Source organism: Rhizobium sp. CFBP 13726 (assembly GCF_014841925.1).
Classification (GTDB): domain Bacteria; phylum Pseudomonadota; class Alphaproteobacteria; order Rhizobiales; family Rhizobiaceae; genus Neorhizobium; species Neorhizobium soli.
Genome location: NZ_JACYUU010000011.1, coordinates 1 through 20,814 on the forward strand (window position 1 = coordinate 1; position 20,814 = coordinate 20,814).

Consider the following 20,814-nt stretch of genomic DNA (forward strand, 5'->3'; position numbering starts at 1 on the left):
TGCCGTGGTCGACGTGACCGATCGTGCCAATGTTGACGTGAGGCTTATTGCGCTCAAACTTGCTCTTTGCCATTTCCGGCTCTCCATTTTGCGTGAGCCCTCAAGGGCTCCAATTCTTGTTGTCGCCCCGGCACTAGGCCGAGGCGTATTTTGGATCGGTATTCCGATTACTTCTGACCGGAATACTTAGCCTGGATTTCGGTCGCGACGTTCGACGGAACCGGTGCGTAGTGATCGAAGGTCATCGAATACTGTGCACGGCCCTGCGACATGGAGCGCAGGTTGTCGACGTACTTGAACATGTTCGCGAGCGGAACGTGAGCGTTGATAACGATCGCGATGCCGCGCTGTTCCTGGCCCTGGATCTGGCCACGACGGGAGTTCAAGTCGCCGATCACGTCACCGACGTAATCTTCCGGGGTCACAACTTCGACCTTCATCATCGGCTCGAGAAGCTGTGCGCCAGCCTTCTTTGCCGCTTCACGGAAGCAAGCACGCGATGCGATTTCGAACGCGAGGACCGAGGAGTCGACGTCGTGGAACGCGCCATCCATCAGGGTTGCCTTGACGCCGAGCATCGGGAAGCCCGCGAGCGGACCCGAAGACAGAACGCTTTCGATACCCTTCTGAACGCCGGGGATGTATTCCTTCGGAATGGAACCACCAACGATCTTGGATTCGAACTTGAATTCGTCGCCATCCGGGTTCGGTTCGAAGACGATCTTGACGCGCGCGAACTGACCGGTACCACCGGACTGCTTCTTGTGCGTGTAATCTTCTTCGTGCGTGCGTGTGATGGTTTCGCGGTAGGCAACCTGCGGCGCGCCGACAGTAGCTTCTACCTTGAATTCACGGCGCATGCGGTCGACGAGGATGTCGAGATGCAGTTCGCCCATGCCGGCGATGATCGTCTGACCAGACTCTTCATCCGTCTTGACGCGGAACGAAGGATCTTCAGCAGCCAGGCGGTTAAGCGCGAGGCCCATCTTTTCCTGGTCGCCCTTGGTCTTCGGTTCGATCGCGATCTGGATGACCGGCTCAGGGAATTCCATGCGCTCGAGGATAACCGGGTGCAGCGGATCACACAGGGTGTCGCCGGTCGTGGTTTCCTTGAGACCTGCGAGAGCCACGATGTCGCCTGCAAAGGCTTCTTCGATGTCTTCACGGGAGTTGGAGTGCATCTGCAGCATGCGGCCGACGCGCTCGCGCTTTTCCTTGACCGTGTTCATGACGGCCGTGCCCTTGGTGAGCTTGCCGGAATAGATACGGGCGAAGGTGAGCGAACCAACGAAGGGGTCGTTCATGATCTTGAAGGCCAGCATCGAAAGCGGCTCATCATCCGACGGATGACGGGCGATTTCGGCTTCGGTCTTGACGTCGATACCGTTGATGGACGGGATGTCGAGCGGCGAAGGCAGATATTCGACAACGGCGTCGAGCAAAGGCTGAACGCCCTTGTTCTTGAACGCAGTGCCGCAGAACATCGGATGGAACTTGACGTCGATGGTACCACGACGAACCAGCGCACGGATCTTGTCATTGTCCGGCATGATGCCGTTCAAGTAGTTTTCCATGGCTTCTTCATCGATATCGACGACCTGTTCGATCATCTTCTCGCGGTATTCGGCAGCCTTTTCCTTCATGTCGTCAGGAATCTCGACGACGTCCCAGGCAGCGCCGAGCGACTCGTCGCGCCAGATCAGGGCATTCATCTCGATGAGATCGATGACGCCCTTGAACTCGGTTTCTGCACCGATCGGGAGCTGCATGACAACAGCGATGGCGCCGAGACGGGTTTTGATCATTTCTACCGAGCGGTAGAAGTCAGCGCCGGTCTTGTCCATCTTGTTGCAGAAGATCATCCGCGGGACATGGTACTTCTCGGCCTGACGCCAGACGGTTTCCGTCTGCGGCTCTACGCCGGCGTTTGCGTCGAGAAGAGCGATCGCACCGTCGAGCACGCGCAGCGAACGTTCGACTTCAATGGTGAAGTCGACGTGGCCGGGAGTGTCGATGATGTTGAAGCGGCGCATCTTGCCGTCACGGCCCTTCCAGAAGGTCGTGGTCGCAGCGGAGGTGATGGTGATCCCACGCTCCTGCTCCTGCTCCATCCAGTCCATGGTGGCTGCGCCATCATGAACTTCGCCGATCTTGTGCGACTTGCCCGTGTAGTAAAGAATCCGCTCTGTGGTCGTGGTCTTGCCGGCGTCGATATGCGCCATGATACCAAAGTTGCGGTAGTCTTCGATTTTATATTCGCGAGCCATAGGACTGCCTTTCGAAACTCGATCGGGTGAAGATTACCAACGGTAATGCGAGAATGCGCGGTTTGCGTCCGCCATCTTGTGGGTGTCTTCACGCTTCTTGACGGCGCTGCCACGGTTGTTCGAAGCATCCATGAGTTCGCCCGAGAGGCGATCGATCATGGTGGTTTCGTTACGCTTGCGGGCAGCAGCAATCAGCCAGCGGATGGCGAGAGCCTGACGGCGCTCCGGGCGAACGTCGACCGGGACCTGGTAGGTTGCACCACCAACGCGACGCGAACGGACTTCGACGTGCGGAGCGACGTTGTCGAGGGCTGTGTGGAAGATGCCGAGCGGATCGGACTTGGCCTTGCCCTGCACGGAGTCAAACGCACCGTAGACAATGCTTTCGGCGACAGACTTCTTGCCGTGAAGCATGATGGCATTCATGAACTTGGTGACGATCAAATCGCCGAACTTAGGGTCCGGATTGATCTCACGCTTTTCTGCACTATGGCGTCGGGACATATTACTCGTCTCTCAAACGGTTTAGACGCTTTATCACGCGGAGAACCTCGCGCAGCGCCGGAAAATTGGAAATCCGAAGGATTACTTCGGACGCTTCGCACCATACTTCGAACGGCGCTGCTTACGGTTCTTGACGCCCTGGGTATCGAGAACGCCGCGGATGACGTGGTAACGAACGCCTGGCAAGTCCTTTACGCGGCCGCCACGGATCATGACGACAGAGTGTTCCTGCAGGTTGTGACCTTCACCCGGAATGTAGCCGATGACTTCGAAGCCATTGGTGAGGCGAATCTTGGCAACCTTACGCAGAGCCGAGTTCGGCTTCTTCGGGGTCGTCGTATAAACGCGGGTGCAAACGCCGCGCTTCTGCGGGTTTTCCTGCAGAGCAGGAACCTTGTTGCGCTTTACCTGTGCCTGGCGTGGCTTACGGATCAGCTGGTTTACGGTAGGCATATACCCATCCCTTGCAAAATCTTCTTTCAAGCCCCTTTCGGGACCATTCGGATGCCGTTTCCGGCGGCGACACACACATCTCCTCATGCACGAAACGTGGCCCGATCCGTATCCGGATGGACCACATAAGGCAGAGGACGCATTGAAAACGCGTCGTGCGTGCAGCATTCTTGTAGTCAACGTGCGTTTTTTGGAAACCTGTTTGAGGCGAACTCCGGAGAAAGACTCTCCAGACGCACATGTCTCACATGGTGTCCGATGCCGCGGCGTTTACTGACTTAACCCTTCTGCGTCAAGAGCTGGCCCGAAAATAATGGCGGAAAGCCTTGTTTACCGGGGTTTTCGATCTCCTGAAAAGCCGCCGCAAAACATTAAAGTTTGACCCCGGCATTTCCGTTTGGGAATCACTGAATATGGCAATAAAGGAGGTTTTGGAACATTCCTCGCTCTTGCCTCTTGATGACAATGAAGCGTCAGCCCCTTTACCTGGAGATTGCACATGGCAAACCCCGCCGATAACGACAACACGCTCGATGACCCGATGATTTTCATCATCATCGGCAAGGCTTACGAGACCAAGGGCGGCGAAGGCATCGAGATGCATGTCATCCTGCGGGCACCCGACGATGACTCCGCCGTACGCGAGGCGCTGAACGCGCTCACCGAAGAAGGCTTCCTAGAGGCCGACCTCGATCAGATCGGCGTCCTGACCGACGAGCCGCCGGAAGAACCGCATGCGTCCGCCTATCAAGGTGCGCTTGAGGGCGAAGTCGCGATCATCCGCTTCGACTGACCATTGTCTGAATACAGCAAAACAAAAACGCCCGGATCGCTCCGGGCGTTTTTTTGTCGTGCGTTCCTGAAAAGAGAGCGCCCGTTTCCGGGCGCCCTACCCTCGCAGCCTTATTCGGCCGGAGTCTTTTCCGGGTTCATGTTCTGCAGCATCGGTGTAGCCGAGCCAGCGCCGGAGCCCTTCTTGCGTTCCTCAAGGATGAGGTCGTCGCGCGAAGTGGCGATGCGGCGGATCTGCGTCATGGTGCCGCCAGTACCAGCCGGGATGAGACGGCCGACGATGACGTTTTCCTTCAGACCCTGCAGCGTATCCGTCTTGCCGGCGATTGCAGCTTCCGTGAGAACCTTGGTGGTTTCCTGGAAGGATGCAGCCGAGATGAAGGACGGCGTCTGCAGCGATGCCTTGGTGATGCCGAGGAGTACCGGGTCGCCGAAGGCAGGCTTCTTGCCTTCCTCGATGAGACGGTCATTGGCATCGTCAAGTTCGATCCGGTCGACATTGTCACCGACGATATACTGGCTGTCGCCGCTATCGGTGATCTCGACCTTCTGAAGCATCTGACGAACAATCACTTCGATGTGCTTGTCGTTGATCACAACGCCCTGCAGACGGTAGACTTCCTGGATTTCGTTGACCAGGTAGGAAGCGAGTGCTTCCACACCCTTGATCGCCAGGATGTCGTGCGGCGCAGGATTGCCGTCGAGGATGTAGTCGCCCTTTTCGATGTAGTCGCCTTCCTGAAGGTGGAAGGGCTTGCCCTTCGGGATCAGGTATTCGACTGCTTCGACACCGTCTTCGGCAGGCTCGATCTGGACGCGACGCTTATTCTTGTAGTCGCGGCCGAGGCGGATCGTACCATCGATCTCAGCGATGATGGCGTGGTCCTTCGGACGACGAGCTTCGAACAGTTCGGCAACGCGCGGCAGACCACCGGTGATGTCCTTGGTCTTGGCGCTTTCCATCGGGATACGCGCCAGAACATCGCCCTGCGATACCTTGCTGCCCGGTTCTACGGACAGGATGGCATCGACGTTGAGGTTGAAGCGGGCGTCACCACCACGCGACAGCTTCATGATCGCACCCGAAGCGTCCTTGATGACGATTGCAGGCTTCAGATCGATACCGCGCGGGGTCGAACGCCAGTCGATAACCTGACGCTTGGTGATACCCGTGGATTCGTCGGTCGATTCCGATACCGAAATCGAGTCGACCATGTCCTCGAAGAACACCGTACCGGCGACTTCCGTCATCATCGGGCGTGTGTAGGGGTCCCACTCTGCAAGACGCTGACCACGACGAACCTTGTCGCCGTCATCGACATGCAGCTTCGAACCGTAGGCGACGCGCTGCGAGGAACGCTCGACACCACGCTCGTCGAGAATGGTGACCGACATGTTGCGGCCCATCGCGACAAGAACGTTTTCCGAGTTGCGCAGCATGTTGCGGTTCTTGATCTGGATCGTGCCCTCATAGGACGCTTCCAGGAACGACGAGTCGACCACGTTAGCCGTACCGCCCAAGTGGAACGTACGCATGGTCAGCTGGGTACCCGGCTCACCGATCGACTGAGCAGCGATAACGCCGACAGCCTCACCCATGTTGACCGGGGTACCGCGCGCAAGGTCACGGCCGTAGCAGATCGAGCATACGCCTGTCTGAACTTCGCAGGTCAGTGCAGAGCGGATACGGATCGACTGAATGCCAGCCTTTTCGATCTCGATGACATCGGGCTCGAGGATCATGCGACCAGCATCGACGATGCGCTCACCCGTGACTGGATGATCGATGTCGTCGAGGGCCGTACGACCGAGAACGCGGGTACCGATGGACGCAACAACCTGACCGGCGTCAACGATGGCGGTCATGGTGAGACCGCTCTCGGTGCCGCAATCGACCATGTTGACGATGCAGTCCTGGGCCACGTCGACGAGACGACGGGTCAGGTAACCGGAGTTCGCCGTCTTCAAGGCGGTGTCTGCGAGACCCTTACGGGCACCGTGGGTCGAGTTGAAGTACTCGTTAACGGTCAGGCCTTCTTTGAAGTTCGAGATGATCGGGGTCTCGATGATTTCACCCGACGGCTTCGCCATCAGGCCGCGCATGCCGCCCAGCTGACGCATCTGGTTCGGTGAACCACGGGCGCCGGAGTGGGACATCATGTAGATCGCGTTCATCGGCTTCTGGCGACCGGTCTCTGCGTCGAATTCGACAGCCTTAATGCGGGCCATCATGTCTTCGGCGACCTTCTCGGTGGCCTTACCCCAGGCGTCTACGACCTTGTTGTACTTCTCGCCCTGAGTGATCAGGCCGTCGTTGTACTGCTGTTCGTATTCCTTCACGAGGGCTTCGGTATCACCGACGATTTTCACCTTCGAGTCCGGGATGATCATGTCGTCCTTACCGAACGAAATGCCAGCCTTGCACGCATGGGTGAAGCCGAGCTGCATGATACGGTCGCAGAAAATGACCGTGTCCTTCTGACCGCAGTGGCGGTAGACCGTGTCGATCATCTTGGAGATGTTCTTCTTGGTCATTTCCTGGTTGCAGGTCTCGTACGGCACCTTGAAGTTCTTCGGCAGAAGTTCGCCGATGATCATACGACCAGGTGTCGTTTCATAGATCTTGGAAACCGGCTTGCCGTCCTCGTCGACCGTCTTGAAACGACCGCGAATCTTGGCGTGCAGGGTGACGACCTTGTTTTCCAGAGCATGGTGCAGTTCGCCCATGTCCGAGAAGACCATGCCTTCGCCCGGCTCGTTCTGATTGAGGATCGACAGATAGTACAGGCCGAGAACCATGTCCTGCGAAGGAACGATGATCGGTGCGCCGTTTGCCGGATGCAGAATGTTGTTCGTCGACATCATGAGCACGCGGGCTTCAAGCTGGGCTTCCAGCGAGAGCGGCACGTGAACAGCCATCTGGTCACCGTCGAAGTCGGCGTTGAAGGCCGTGCAGACGAGCGGATGCAGCTGGATGGCCTTGCCTTCAACCAGGATCGGTTCGAAAGCCTGGATGCCCAGACGGTGCAGCGTCGGTGCGCGGTTCAGAAGAACCGGATGCTCGCGGATGACCTCGTCGAGGATATCCCAAACTTCTGGCTTTTCCTTTTCAACCAGCTTCTTCGCCTGCTTGACGGTCGAGGAATAACCCTTGGCGTCGAGACGGGCGTAGATGAACGGCTTGAACAGCTCGAGCGCCATCTTCTTCGGCAGGCCGCACTGGTGCAGCTTCAGTTCCGGACCGGTCACGATGACCGAACGACCGGAATAGTCGACGCGCTTGCCGAGAAGGTTCTGGCGGAAGCGGCCCTGCTTGCCCTTGAGCATGTCGGACAGCGACTTCAGCGGACGCTTGTTGGCACCGGTGATGACGCGGCCACGACGGCCGTTGTCGAACAGCGCGTCCACAGATTCCTGCAGCATGCGCTTTTCGTTGCGGATGATGATGCCGGGAGCGCGCAGTTCGATCAGGCGCTTCAGACGGTTGTTACGGTTGATGACGCGGCGGTACAGATCGTTGAGGTCGGACGTCGCGAAACGGCCGCCGTCAAGCGGAACCAGCGGGCGCAGATCCGGTGGGATGACCGGAACGACCTTCATGATCATCCATTCCGGGCGGTTGCCGGATTCCATGAAGTTCTCGACGATCTTCAGGCGCTTCATCAGCTTCTTCTGCTTGAGATCCGATGTGGTCTCAGCAAGGTCCGTGCGAAGGTCACCAGCGATCTTTTCGAGATTCATCGATGCCAGCATCTCGTAGATGGCTTCAGCACCGATCATCGCCGTGAACTGATCTTCACCGAACTCGTCGATGGCGATCATGTATTCCTCTTCCGACAGAAGCTGATTTTCCTTCAGCGACGTCAGGCCAGGCTCAGTGACGATGTAGTTCTCGAAATACAGAACGCGTTCGACATCCTTCAGCGTCATGTCGAGCAGTGTCGAGATACGCGAAGGCAGCGACTTCAGGAACCAGATGTGGGCAACAGGCGCAGCAAGTTCGATATGGCCCATGCGCTCGCGGCGAACGCGCGACAGCGTGACTTCAACGCCGCACTTTTCGCAGATGATGCCCTTGTACTTCATGCGCTTGTACTTGCCGCACAGGCATTCGTAGTCCTTGATAGGTCCGAAAATGCGCGCGCAGAAAAGACCATCGCGTTCAGGCTTGAACGTACGATAGTTGATCGTTTCCGGCTTCTTGATCTCGCCGTAGGACCACGACAGGATCTTTTCCGGGCTCGCAATCGAGATCCGGATCGAATCGAAGTGCTGTGCGGGCACTGTCGGGTTGAAAAGGTTCATGACCTCTTGGTTCATGCCTGTCTCCTTGATGGGGCGTTACGCCCTCAGTCGGGTCGCGGTACTGGCAAATTCCCGGGATGCCAATCCTCGACCCATAAATGACAATAACCGCAGAATGCGGCAAAACTCCCCTCTCCCGGTGCTAACTTCACCGGCGGAAGGAATGGCGTGCGCGGTTGCCCCCGCACGCCCCTTGTCAAATTTTATTCAGCCGCGTCGGGCAGTGCGTCAGCCGTATCGAGCTTGGAATTTTCCAGTTCGACCGACAGACCCAGCGAGCGCATTTCCTTGACGAGAACGTTGAAGCTCTCCGGAATGCCTGCCTCGAACGTGTCGTCGCCTCGGACGATCGCCTCGTAGACCTTGGTACGACCTGCCACGTCATCCGACTTCACCGTCAGCATTTCCTGCAGGGTGTAGGCGGCGCCGTAAGCTTCCAGAGCCCAGACTTCCATTTCCCCGAAGCGCTGACCACCGAACTGAGCCTTACCACCGAGCGGCTGCTGGGTGACGAGCGAGTACGGACCAATCGAACGCGCGTGGATCTTGTCATCCACAAGGTGGTTCAGCTTGATCATGTACATGTAGCCGACAGTCACCTGACGGTCGAAGGCTTCACCGGTACGACCGTCGTACAGGGTCGACTGACCACTTTCGTGCAGACCGGCCTTCTTCAGCATCGAAGCAACGTCTGGTTCATGCGCACCGTCGAAAACCGGCGTTGCGATGGAGACGCCCTTGCGGGACTGTTCGGCAAGCCGGACCAGCGAGTCATCGTCGAAGTCAACGACTTCGTTCTTGGCTTCGCTGGAGTACACGTCGGTCAGAACTGTCTTCAGCTCGCCGATGTCCATGGTCTTGCGGTATTCGTCGAGCAGCTCGCCGATCTTCTTACCCATGCCGGCGCAAGCCCAGGCAAGGTGGGTTTCGAGGATCTGACCGACGTTCATGCGCGAAGGCACGCCCAGCGGGTTCAAGCAGATGTCGACGTGGGTACCGTCTTCGAGGAACGGCATGTCTTCGACAGGCACGATACGCGAAACAACGCCCTTGTTACCGTGACGGCCAGCCATCTTGTCGCCCGGCTGGATCTTGCGCTTCACAGCGACAAAAACCTTGACCATCTTCATGACGCCCGGAGGCATTTCGTCGCCGCGCTGGACCTTTTCGACCTTGTCCATGAAGCGATGCTCGAGCAGCGACTTCGACTCGTCGTACTGACCACGCAGTGCTTCGATCTCGCCCTGGACCTTTTCGTCTTCGACCGCGAACATCCACCACTGGGAGCGGGGATATTCGGAGACGACGGCGTTGGAGAGCTCGACGCCCTTCTTGAAGCCCTTCGGACCGGCGACAGACGCCTGACCACGGAGCATCTCGATCAGACGGCCGTAGACGTTACGGTCGAGGATCGCCTGTTCGTCGTCGCGGTCCTTGGCGAGGCGTTCGATTTCCTCGCGTTCGATCGCCATCGCACGTTCGTCCTTTTCGACGCCGTGACGGTTGAAGACGCGAACTTCGACGACGGTGCCGAACGTGCCCGGAGGCATACGCATGGACGTGTCGCGAACGTCGGAAGCCTTTTCACCGAAGATGGCGCGCAGAAGCTTTTCTTCAGGCGTCATCGGGCTTTCGCCCTTCGGTGTGATCTTGCCGACGAGGATGTCGCCCGGCTGAACTTCGGCGCCAATATAGACGATGCCGGCTTCGTCGAGGTTCTTCAGCGCTTCTTCCGATACGTTCGGAATGTCGCGCGTGATTTCTTCAGGACCAAGCTTCGTGTCACGCGCCATCACTTCGAATTCCTCGATGTGGATGGAGGTGAACACGTCGTCAGACACGATGCGCTCGGACATGAGGATCGAGTCTTCGTAGTTGTAGCCGTTCCAAGGCATGAACGCGACGAGCGCGTTGCGGCCAAGAGCCAGGTCACCGAGGTCGGTCGAAGGACCGTCAGCGATGATGTCGCCCTTGTTCAGAATGTCGCCGACGGCGACCAGCGGACGCTGGTTGACGCAGGTATTCTGGTTGGAGCGCTGGAACTTCTGCAGGCGGTAGATATCGACGCCGGACTTGCCGGATTCGAGGTCTTCCGTTGCACGGATAACGATACGGGTCGCATCCACTTGGTCCACAACACCGCTACGGCGGGCAGCGATCGCCGCGCCGGAGTCACGCGCTACCACAGGCTCCATGCCGGTGCCGACGAACGGCGCTTCGGCGCGAACCAGCGGAACCGCCTGACGCTGCATGTTGGAACCCATGAGGGCGCGGTTGGCGTCGTCGTTTTCGAGGAACGGGATCAGAGCCGCTGCGACGGAGACGAGCTGCTTTGGCGAAACGTCCATCAGGTTGACGGTGTCGCGCGGGGACAGCATGACTTCGCCGGAATGGCGGCAGACCACGAACTCTTCAACGAAGGTGCCTTCGGAGGTGAGTTCCGAGTTCGCCTGCGCAACGTAGTACTTCGCCTCTTCCATAGCGGAGAGATAGACGACGTCCTTCGTGACCTTGCCATCGATGATCTTGCGGTACGGGCTTTCGATGAAGCCGTACTTGTTCACACGGGCAAAGGTTGCAAGCGAGTTGATCAGACCGATGTTAGGGCCTTCCGGCGTTTCAATCGGGCAAATACGGCCGTAGTGGGTCGGATGAACGTCGCGGACTTCGAAGCCTGCGCGCTCGCGGGTCAGACCACCCGGGCCAAGTGCCGAAAGACGACGCTTGTGGGTGATTTCCGAAAGCGGGTTCACCTGGTCCATGAACTGCGACAGCTGCGAGGAACCGAAGAATTCGCGAACCGCGGCAGCAGCCGGCTTCGCATTGATCAGGTCCTGCGGCATGACGGTGTCGATCTCGATCGACGACATGCGTTCCTTGATGGCGCGCTCCATGCGGAGCAGACCGAGACGGTACTGATTTTCCATCAGTTCGCCGACAGAACGAACGCGGCGGTTGCCGAGGTTGTCGATGTCGTCGATTTCGCCCTTGCCGTCACGCAGTTCGACGAGCATCCGGACCACGGCCAGGATATCGTCCTTGCGCAGAACGCGCATCGTGTCTGGAGCGTCGACGTCGAGACGCATATTCATCTTGACGCGGCCGACGGCGGAGAGATCGTAACGCTCCGAATCGAAGAACAGCGAGTTGAACATGGCTTCGGCCGAATCCATCGTCGGCGGCTCGCCCGGACGCATGACGCGGTAGATGTCGAACAGTGCATCCTGACGATGCTCGTTCTTGTCTGCAGCCAGCGTGTTGCGGATGTAGGCGCCAACATTGATGTGGTCGATGCCGAGAACCGGGATCTCGTCGAAACCGTGGTCGAGGATGACCTTGAGGGTCTTCTCGTCGATTTCGTCGCCGGCTTCGAGATAGATCTCACCCGTCGAGTAGTTGACGATGTCTTCGGCCAGATAGTTGCCGTAGAGATCGTCATTCGTTGCCTTGATGGCCTTGAGGCCCTTCTCGGTCAGCGAACGAAGCAGACGCGGGGTCAGCTTCTTGCCGGATTCCACAACGACTTCGCCGGTGTCGGCGTCAACCATTTCCGACAGCGCCTTGGCACCCTTGAGGGTTTCGGCGTTGAACGGAATGCGCCAGCCTTCGCCGTCGCGAACATAGTTGGACTTCGTATAGAACGTCGACAGGATTTCTTCGCCGTCCATGCCGAGTGCCATCAGCAGCGACGAGACGGGGATCTTGCGGCGACGGTCGATACGCGCGTAGACGATGTCCTTGGCGTCGAATTCGATGTCGAGCCAGGAACCGCGATACGGAATGACGCGAGCAGCAAAAAGCAGCTTGCCGGAAGAGTGGCTCTTGCCCTTGTCGTGGTCGAAGAACACGCCTGGCGAACGGTGCATCTGAGACACGATGACGCGCTCGGTACCGTTCACGATGAACGTGCCGTTGTCGGTCATGAGCGGCATGTCGCCCATGTAGACGGACTGTTCCTTGATGTCCTTGATGGACTTCGCGCCCGTATCCTCGTCGATATCAAACACGATGAGACGCAGCGTCACCTTGAGAGGCGCTGCGTAGGTCAGATCGCGCTGACGGCATTCTTCGACGTCGAACTTCGGCGGTTCGAATTCGTAGGACACGAATTCGAGCATGGAAGCGCCGGAGAAATCGCTGATCGGGAAGACAGACCTGAACACGGAGTTCAAACCTTCGTCCGGACGACCACCCTTCGGCTCTTCAACCATCAGAAACTGATCGTAAGACGCCTTCTGAACCTCGATGAGGTTCGGCATTTCTGTGACTTCGGGGATTTTCCCAAAAAACTTGCGTACGCGCCTGCGACCGTTAAATGAAAGGGTCTGAGCCATCGTCGCTCCTTCAAAATTGCATCCGGGCCTGCAACGGACGGGGTTCGCTGGCCAGTCGATCCCGTCGAACATGGTATTCTCAAACTCGTCCTACTTCCCGAAAGCGAAAGGCCGGATTGCCTTCTCGGTTCGGTTCAGGACCATCCTCTTGAGAACCCATTACCCAGGGGCCGTTTTCACGATCCCTGGGTAATAGTTTCGGAGGAAGAAAGCGGGGGAGACTGATCTCCCCCACCGTATTCCGATATTACTTGACGTCGACCTTGGCGCCTGCGTCTTCAAGCTTCTTCTTGAGGTCTGCAGCTTCAGCCTTGGAAACGGCTTCCTTGACAGCCTTAGGAGCGCCTTCGACGAGGTCCTTAGCTTCCTTCAGGCCGAGACCTGTGATTGCGCGGACTTCCTTGATGACGTTGATCTTGTTAGCGCCGGCTTCAACGAGGATAACGTCGAATTCGGTCTTTTCTTCTTCAACGACAGCAGCAGCACCGCCGCCAGCAGCAGCAGCTGCGACAGGAGCAGCAGCCGAAACGCCCCACTTTTCTTCGAGCATCTTGGAAAGCTCAGCAGCTTCCAGAACGGTCAGGGCGGACAGGTCTTCAACGATCTTTGCGAGATCAGCCATTTTATCAGTTCCTTATATTCGGTTCGAACTTGGTTTTGAACAGCGAAAAACCGCCTTACGCGGCTTCGTCCTTCTTTGAGTAAGCCGCAAACACGCGAGCAAGCTGAGCTGCTGGTGCGGATACAACCGTTGCAATGCGGGTAGCCGGGGCGTTCAAGAGGCCCAGCAGCTTGCCACGAAGCTCGTCCAGCGAAGGCAGGGTCGCAAGCGACTTGACTGCTTCTGCGTTGAGCGTGGTTGTTCCCATGGCTCCACCGAGGACAACGATCTTGTCGTTGGTCTTGGCGAAATCCACGACGACTTTGGGAGCAGTGATCGGGTCATTGCTGTAGGCAATGAGTGTCTGACCGGTGAAGAGATCGGAGATCCCTTCTGCTTCCGTACCCTGAAGAGCGATCTTGGCCAGGCGGTTCTTCGCGACTTTGACGGTGCCGCCAGCAGCACGCATTTTTGAACGGAAGTCGTTCATCTGCGCAACTGTGACACCAGCATAGTGGGCCACGACAACTGAACCAGAAGCCTTGAAGACTTCATTCAGCTCCGTGACGAATTCGCGTTTTTCCGCTCTTTCCACTGTCTGTCTCCAGTTGATAGGACCGCAATCCTGCAGGCCCTACCGGGTTTGCCTTTGCCTCGAACGATCGTTTAACGGACCGTCCGTGGCGGTTGAGGATCCTGTCCCCCCGCTCTGTCGCCAAGAAGGCTTCAGGCTTAAGGCACACAAGGCTCGAACCGAATTGACAACGCCGGAGCGCCGAAAATCTGCGTTCTTACCCGTCTCATGCAGGCCAAGTGATTAAGGGAAAACCACCTGCAATCTCGGACAGGAATTCCGGATTTATCCGGAAATTCCCACTCCCCGAAGGAAGAGGGAATTCATTGAGCCGGAGCCCGAAGGCTCCGGCAATTCATTAAGCGGCTGTGACCGACGAAGGTTCGATCTTGACGCCTGGGCCCATCGTCGACGAAATCGCGACGCGCTTCAGGTAGTTGCCCTTGGCGCCAGCCGGCTTTGCCTTGATGACGGCGTCAGCAAAGGCACGGATGTTTTCTTCGAGTGCCTTGGCATCGAAGGAAGCCTTGCCGATGCCGGCGTGAACGATACCGGCCTTCTCGACGCGGAACTCGACAGCGCCGCCCTTGGAAGCCTTGACGGCTCCGGCAACGTCCATGGTCACAGTACCGACCTTCGGGTTCGGCATCATGCCACGCGGGCCGAGAACCTTACCGAGACGACCGACGAGCGGCATCATGTCAGGAGTTGCGATGCAACGATCGAAGTCGATCTTGCCGCCCTGAACGATTTCCAGCAGGTCTTCTGCGCCAACAATGTCTGCACCAGCAGCCTTGGCTTCATCAGCCTTGGCGCCACGTGCGAAAACAGCAACGCGAACGTCACGGCCGGTGCCGTTCGGCAGGTTGACAACGCCGCGGACCATCTGGTCTGCGTGACGCGGGTCAACGCCGAGGTTCATCGAGATTTCGACGGTTTCGTCGAACTTAGCCGTCGCACGTTCCTTGACCATCGAGATGGCTTCGGTGAGAGCGATGAGCGTTGTCGGATCCACGCCTTCGCGGATCTTCTTCATGCGCTTTGCGAGCTTTACCATGTTAAGCCACCACTTCCAGGCCCATGGAGCGGGCAGAGCCCTCAACCATCAGCATTGCGCCTTCGACGTCGGCTGCGTTGAGATCCTTCATCTTACCTTCGGCGATCGCACGGACCTGAGCCTTGGTGATGGTACCGGCCTTGCCACCCTTGCCAGGTGTCTTGGAACCGGAAGTGATCTTCGCTTCCTTCTTCAGCCAATAAGTAACCGGCGGCTGCTTCATCGCGAAGGTGAAGGACTTGTCCTGGTAGTAGGTGATGACGACCGGGATCGGCATACCCTTTTCCATTTCCTGCGTGGCGGCATTGAACGCCTTGCAGAATTCCATGATGTTGATGCCACGCTGACCAAGCGCCGGGCCGATTGGCGGGGACGGGTTAGCCGATCCTGCCTTGACCTGAAGCTTGAGCTGGCCTGCTACTTTCTTAGCCATTTCTCTGCCTTTCGTTATGGACCGATATCTTGGTCCGAAATGCCGGGTTGACCGGCGGCTGCGGTTGCGTGGTGCGGCTTATCGAGGTCCGGCTAGACCCCTCACCTTCCACGCGGGTTGCGGCAAACGCCGCACAGGGCCGCCAACTCAATGGCAGCCCATATTCAAAAACAATCAGACCTTCTCGACCTGAGCGTATTCGAGCTCCACCGGAGTGGCGCGGCCAAAGATCGACACTTCGACCTTGAGGCGCGAACGCTCTTCATCGACATCCTGAACAACGCCGTTGAACGACGCGAACGGACCATCGGAAACACGAACCTGTTCACCAACCTCGAACGAGATCGAGGACTTCGGCCGCTCGACACCTTCCTGAACCTGACCGAGGATACGATCGGCTTCGGAGTCAGGGATCGGAACAGGCTTGTTGTCGGAACCAAGGAAGCCGGTAACCTTCGGCGTGTTCTTGATCAGATGGTAGGCTTCGTCCGTTAGGTTCGCACGAACCATGACGTAGCCTGGGAAGAACTTGCGTTCGCTATCAACCTTTCGGCCGCGACGCACTTCCACAACCTTTTCCGTCGGAACGAGGATCTGTTCGAACAAATGCTCAAGCCCCTTCTGGCGAGCCTTGTTCTCGATGTCCTCAGCGACCTTTTTCTCAAAGTTCGAATATGCGTGGACGATGTACCAGCGGGCCGCCATCTTAATACTCCAGGATCAAACGCTGACGTTCAGCACGAAGCCGAGCAACCAGCCAATAAGCTGGTCCGCAGCGAAGAAAAACAGCGCCGCAACCACGACCATGACCAGAACCATGATCGTCGAGATCGTGGTTTCACGGCGGGATGGCCAAGTGATTTTAGACGCTTCGGAACGAACCTGCTTGAAGAACGTTGCCGGATTGGTTTTGGATGCCATCGATTGCCCACGCAATTACGGCACGTAAAGCCGATATCGTTCAGCCCCACGCACCGCGTGTCTGTTGTTCCCTACATAAACACCCATTTCCCGTTAAACAAGAGGAAAAAGGTGCCTACATGAAATTCCCAACTTTGGACAACAACCGCTCAGCGCCTATCAATTACAGTCGCAAGCTATGTGTTGTGCGAAGGCTGGCAGGGGCAGCCGGGCTTGAACCGACGACCTGCGGTTTTGGAGACCGCCGCTCTACCAACTGAGCTATACCCCTTCAAACCGAAGACTGACGGACCATCAAGATCCTCTCCGTCACCGGCTAGGCGCTCCCTTTAAGACGCTGCGCCGGACTTGGCAAGAGTGTTTTTCGAACTTTGCCAGGCTATCTGAATTTGCCGCCGACGTTGTCGCCGAGATCTATTGCCGAGACCGGGGACAAGACTTGATCCGGCTTCCCTAGGAGAAGATCGCGCGTTGAAAGCTCGACGGCGCCCGTCGCCGTCCCGGTCGCCGGCACGCGCCTCTCTGTTGGCAGAGGAAGCCGTTGCCATGCCAGACGCGGCGGTTTTTCGACGAAGGCACCAGGTTCGTTGACGGTGCGGTCGCGGACGCGGGTAATGATCGATTCGATCGCGAGCGCGCGGCCCTCTTCGTGATAGAAATTGCCCTTGATCTGTACCGTGCCGGCCAATGCCTTGATGAAGGCGCGCAGCAGGTTCGCGTCAAGCGGCTCGGGGTTAGACCAGAACGAGTCGATCCCGCCCTGATGGGTCAACCCGGGCATGTCGTAAACTGCCGCACCGAGCGCAATCGTCGGAAGACCGGCTCTCAGGCTGTGCATCGCCGTCGTGGAGTTGGCAACGATCGTCCCGTGCGAATGGCGAAGGATCGCTCCGAGATCACCTCTTTCGATAAACACGACCCGGTTCGAGACGCGGTAGCGGGCGGCAATCTTCGACACGATCTTGCGCCAGCCCTCGAGATCGTTGTCGAGCGGATGCTGCTTTACGATCAACCGCGCGCTCTCGGGAGCATGTCTCGAGAACGAGTGGATGACCTGATCGATCATCTGAGAGAGATGCCGATAAGGAGAGTTTGCTCGGATCTGGTAGTCGCTCTGCAATTGCAGCGCCAGGAGGTAATTCTTGCCGGTTTCGCCGTCGAAAAATCCCTCTGGCAGATCGTGGCGCGAACGGAACATGCGCGGCAGCCACGACAGATAGTCGAACAGCGGATCGTAGTACTTGTCCGAGCGGTAGAACGGGAACATCGGGCGGCCGAAATATGCCAGGAGATTATAGATGACCTCGTTTGTCGCCTCCTGTCCGAACGTGTGGCCGTAGCGCGCCTTGAGATCCGGTTCGGGAACCTGCTCGGCAACCTTGCGAATCACGTTCGGATCGTTGGGGAAGTGCGAGAAGCGGCCCATGCCATTGCGTTCGAGCGTGATCCAGTCCGGCCGAAGATAGCCGAACTCGACGGCATGACACTGAATGCCCAACCGACGTGCAACGCGTCCGGCAAAGCGATGGTAGGGCAGCCGGTCGGCATAATAGAGAATGTCGGTGATGCCTTCGCGACGGATGAGTTCAGCCAGATAGCGTGGCCAGGCCCTCAGCGTTCCGCGATAGTTGATCGCTCCGGACTTTCGCCAGTAGGCCTGGTCTCCGAACGAGAAGTTCACACGTTTCGTACCGATCCCCTGCGCTTCGAACGCGTTTGCCAGCTCGCGCCAGAACACGGACGGTGGACCTTGGAGAAACAGGACTTTTGTCATTCGAAGCCAATACCGCTTGATTCGGGATCATGAAATTGAGGGTCGTTTAGCCTGATCGGGGTTCTCCCGACGTAATACACAGCTCCCCGTACGTGAGACGGATGCCAATTCACACAATTACCGTTAAACAGTTCCGGTACTTTCACGAAGGCACCACCGTCGTCAATGGCGCCTTTTACGCACGAAGCATATCCCAAGGTTACGTCGCCATGCATCAACGCCGATTCCTGCTGCTTCAAGGACCCGCCTCGCCGTTTCTCAAGAAGCTCTCGGAAGCCATTGAAAACAAAGGCGCGGAGGTATCGAAGATCAACCTATCCATAGGTGATGTGGCGTTTTGGTGGCCGCGCAAAAGCGAACTGTTTCGCGAAAAGCCTGAACATTGGGCAGTGTATCTCGATCGCTACATAAGCGATCACAATGTAACCGATATCGTCATGCTTGGTGATGGTCGTGCGCCGCATCACAGCGCGGCTGCCGTTGCGTCAGCCAGAGGCGTTGACGTCCATATTCTCGAACACGGGTATCTGCGGCCCGACTGGCTGACGATAGAGCCGGATGGCATGTCGGCGCATTCTCGCTTCCCGAAGGATGCGGAGCGTATCCGCATGATCGCGGAAAGCGCACCGGCCATTGACAGGGTCGGACGTTACCGCTCCAGCTTCTTGACCTACGCGCTCTACGATCTTGTCTATCACGTTCCCAATGTTCTCTTGGGATGGCTCGTTCATCCGCACTACCGGACCCATGGGCCCGTGCATCCGGTTCGCGAATATGCCGGCTGGATCTGGAAGGCGCTCAGGATGAAATCTCGGCGACGGAACGCCGATCTCGCGACCACAGCCGCCCTCGCCCCGATCCAGACGGCGGATGGCGTGCGCTTGCCTCGGGTCTTCCTGTTTCCATTGCAGCTTCCTGGGGATTACCAGATCATCCGTCACGCCCCCGGCGGCGACCTCTTCGCCATCGTCGATTCGGTGATTGCTTCTTTCGCAAAGCAAGCAGGCAGTAACGACCGCCTGCTGTTCAAGGTCCATCCGATCGACAATGGACTGTCGCGCTGGCCCGAGCGAACCCGGGCCGCCTCAAACCGCCACGGAATATCGGACCGTGTCTTCTATGCGGATGGGGGCGACACCGACGACCTTATCACCCGCGCGGCCGGCGTCGTCACAGTCAACTCGACCGTCGGACTGACCGCGCTATCGATGGCAAAGCCGGTAGTTGCGCTGGGCGCTGCGGTATACGACATCCCCGGGCTGACGTTCCAAGGGCCACTCGCGGAGTTCTGGACGAATCCGGGACGGCCGGACATGGAACTGTTCGACGCCTTCCAGCGGGCGCTTGCCGCGACGACGCAGGTCCGCGGTGGTTTCATCGGGAGAGACGCGATTGAAGCAGGCGCCGAGAATGTTGCAGCACGGCTGATGGAGCCTGCGCCACGCCTGCCGAAGAGCTGGGCCAAGCCAGGCGGCAGCACGCAGTTCCGCTATATGAATGAACTCTTTGGCTGAACGGCGTACGCGCTCCCTGCGGACGTCTCCTGACCGATTTCAACACGCTGTAACGAAAAAGGCCCCGCGGTTTCCCGCGAGGCCTTTTTCAAGTGGTTGATCTATCGATTACTCGATGATCGAGGCAACGATGCCGGCGCCGACAGTACGACCGCCTTCGCGGATCGCGAAGCGCAGCTTTTCTTCCATCGCGATCGGAACGATCAGCTCGACTTCAACGGTGACGTTGTCGCCTGGCATAACCATTTCCGTGCCTTCTGGAAGCGAAACGATACCGGTCACGTCCGTTGTACGGAAGTAGAACTGAGGACGGTAGTTCGTGAAGAACGGCGTATGACGGCCGCCTTCTTCCTTCGTCAGGATGTAGGCTTCTGCCATGAACTTCTTGTGCGGCTTGACCGAACCCGGCTTGCACAGGATCTGGCCACGCTCGACGCCGTCACGCTGTACGCCACGGATCAGAGCGCCGATGTTGTCGCCGGCCTGGCCCTGGTCGAGCAGCTTGCGGAACATTTCGACGCCGGTAACCGTCGTCTTGGTCGTGGCGCGGATGCCGACGATTTCGACTTCTTCACCAACCTTGACGATGCCACGCTCGACGCGACCGGTCACGACCGTACCACGGCCCGAGATCGAGAAAACGTCTTCGATCGGCAGCAGGAACGGCTGGTCGATCGGACGCTCAGGCGTCGGGATGTAGGCGTCGACAGCTGCCATCAGTTCGCGAACGGCGTCTTCGCCGATCTTCTTGTTCGAATCTTCGAGAGCGGCCAGAGCCGAACCCTTGACGATCGGAATGTCGTCGCCCGGGAAGTCGTAGGACGACAGAAGTTCGCGGACTTCCAGTTCGACGAGCTCGAGGAGCTCTTCGTCGTCGACCTGGTCAACCTTGTTGAGGAACACGACGATCGCGGGAACGCCAACCTGACGAGCAAGCAGGATGTGCTCGCGGGTCTGTGGCATCGGGCCGTCGGCAGCCGAGCAAACCAGGATCGCGCCGTCCATCTGCGCTGCACCGGTGATCATGTTCTTGACGTAGTCGGCGTGGCCGGGGCAGTCGACGTGTGCGTAGTGGCGGTTTGGCGTCTCGTATTCGACGTGTGCCGTCGAAATGGTGATGCCGCGGGCCTTCTCTTCAGGAGCAGCGTCGATCTGGTCGTAGGCCTTGAATTCGCCGAAGTACTTCGTGATCGCCGCAGTCAGCGACGTCTTGCCGTGGTCGACGTGACCGATCGTGCCAATGTTGACGTGAGGCTTATTGCGCTCAAACTTGCTCTTTGCCATT

Annotated in this window: 15 protein-coding genes, 1 tRNA gene and 1 pseudogene; 2 read left to right on the forward strand and 15 right to left on the reverse strand. The window is 58.0% G+C overall.

What is annotated here, in order from left to right; all coding sequences use genetic code 11:
* The 4 genes and pseudogenes from IFT66_RS23395 to rpsL form a co-directional block, all read right to left on the reverse strand.
* A pseudogene (locus IFT66_RS23395) lies at window positions 1-73 on the reverse strand (GTP-binding protein); the annotation flags it as partial.
* A gap of 94 nt (window positions 74-167) precedes the next feature.
* Window positions 168-2,267 carry an elongation factor G gene (gene fusA, locus IFT66_RS23160; protein WP_062453161.1) on the reverse strand — a complete coding sequence of 700 codons (2,100 nt, stop codon included), beginning with the start codon at window positions 2,265-2,267 and terminating at the stop codon, window positions 168-170.
* A gap of 33 nt (window positions 2,268-2,300) precedes the next feature.
* A complete protein-coding gene (gene rpsG / locus IFT66_RS23165; protein ID WP_062580266.1) occupies window positions 2,301-2,771 on the reverse strand; it encodes a 30S ribosomal protein S7 in 471 nt (156 codons plus the stop codon).
* 81 nt (window positions 2,772-2,852) lie between these two features.
* Window positions 2,853-3,224, reverse strand: coding sequence for a 30S ribosomal protein S12 (gene rpsL / locus IFT66_RS23170; protein WP_042618537.1), 372 nt, complete (start codon window positions 3,222-3,224; stop codon window positions 2,853-2,855).
* Window positions 3,225-3,723: 499 nt separating this feature from the next.
* Here rpsL and IFT66_RS23175 point away from each other — a divergent pair, with 499 nt between their 5' ends.
* Window positions 3,724-4,017, forward strand: a complete 294-nt coding sequence (locus tag IFT66_RS23175; protein WP_062453163.1) for a hypothetical protein — start codon at window positions 3,724-3,726, stop codon at window positions 4,015-4,017.
* A gap of 110 nt (window positions 4,018-4,127) precedes the next feature.
* Here the strand turns inward: IFT66_RS23175 and rpoC are convergent, their stop codons facing one another.
* The 10 genes from rpoC to IFT66_RS23225 form a co-directional block, all read right to left on the reverse strand.
* Complete coding sequence (gene rpoC / locus IFT66_RS23180) at window positions 4,128-8,336, reverse strand: DNA-directed RNA polymerase subunit beta' (protein ID WP_092665502.1); 4,209 nt, start codon at window positions 8,334-8,336, stop codon at window positions 4,128-4,130.
* A gap of 188 nt (window positions 8,337-8,524) precedes the next feature.
* Window positions 8,525-12,655 (reverse strand): DNA-directed RNA polymerase subunit beta, encoded by a 4,131-nt coding sequence (gene rpoB / locus IFT66_RS23185; protein ID WP_192079125.1) that lies wholly within the window; start codon window positions 12,653-12,655, stop codon window positions 8,525-8,527.
* A 247-nt stretch (window positions 12,656-12,902) separates the two neighbouring features.
* Window positions 12,903-13,277, reverse strand: a complete 375-nt coding sequence (gene rplL, locus IFT66_RS23190) for a 50S ribosomal protein L7/L12 (protein ID WP_062453165.1) — start codon at window positions 13,275-13,277, stop codon at window positions 12,903-12,905.
* 55 nt (window positions 13,278-13,332) lie between these two features.
* The gene (gene rplJ, locus IFT66_RS23195) at window positions 13,333-13,851 is read right to left on the reverse strand and encodes a 50S ribosomal protein L10 (RefSeq protein WP_062453166.1); all 519 of its coding nucleotides are present in this window, start codon (window positions 13,849-13,851) and stop codon (window positions 13,333-13,335) included.
* 337 nt (window positions 13,852-14,188) lie between these two features.
* The gene (gene rplA / locus IFT66_RS23200; RefSeq protein ID WP_062453167.1) at window positions 14,189-14,887 is read right to left on the reverse strand and encodes a 50S ribosomal protein L1; all 699 of its coding nucleotides are present in this window, start codon (window positions 14,885-14,887) and stop codon (window positions 14,189-14,191) included.
* A gap of 1 nt (window position 14,888) precedes the next feature.
* Complete coding sequence (gene rplK / locus IFT66_RS23205; protein WP_062453168.1) at window positions 14,889-15,320, reverse strand: 50S ribosomal protein L11; 432 nt, start codon at window positions 15,318-15,320, stop codon at window positions 14,889-14,891.
* 174 nt (window positions 15,321-15,494) lie between these two features.
* A complete protein-coding gene (nusG, locus tag IFT66_RS23210) occupies window positions 15,495-16,025 on the reverse strand; it encodes a transcription termination/antitermination protein NusG (RefSeq protein ID WP_062453169.1) in 531 nt (176 codons plus the stop codon).
* A gap of 15 nt (window positions 16,026-16,040) precedes the next feature.
* A complete protein-coding gene (secE, locus tag IFT66_RS23215; RefSeq protein ID WP_062453170.1) occupies window positions 16,041-16,241 on the reverse strand; it encodes a preprotein translocase subunit SecE in 201 nt (66 codons plus the stop codon).
* Between the two features lie 195 nt (window positions 16,242-16,436).
* Window positions 16,437-16,512: transfer RNA gene (locus IFT66_RS23220), tRNA-Trp, on the reverse strand.
* A 108-nt stretch (window positions 16,513-16,620) separates the two neighbouring features.
* Window positions 16,621-18,015, reverse strand: coding sequence for a capsule biosynthesis protein (locus IFT66_RS23225; protein WP_062580263.1), 1,395 nt, complete (start codon window positions 18,013-18,015; stop codon window positions 16,621-16,623).
* Window positions 18,016-18,224: 209 nt separating this feature from the next.
* Here IFT66_RS23225 and IFT66_RS23230 point away from each other — a divergent pair, with 209 nt between their 5' ends.
* A complete protein-coding gene (locus IFT66_RS23230; protein ID WP_192079126.1) occupies window positions 18,225-19,529 on the forward strand; it encodes a capsule biosynthesis protein in 1,305 nt (434 codons plus the stop codon).
* 108 nt (window positions 19,530-19,637) lie between these two features.
* On the opposite strand, the gene tuf is transcribed toward IFT66_RS23230, so the two are convergent.
* Entirely contained in the window at window positions 19,638-20,813 is a 1,176-nt protein-coding gene (gene tuf, locus IFT66_RS23235) for an elongation factor Tu (RefSeq protein WP_092662037.1), read from the reverse strand.
* Window position 20,814 lies beyond the last annotated feature (1 nt).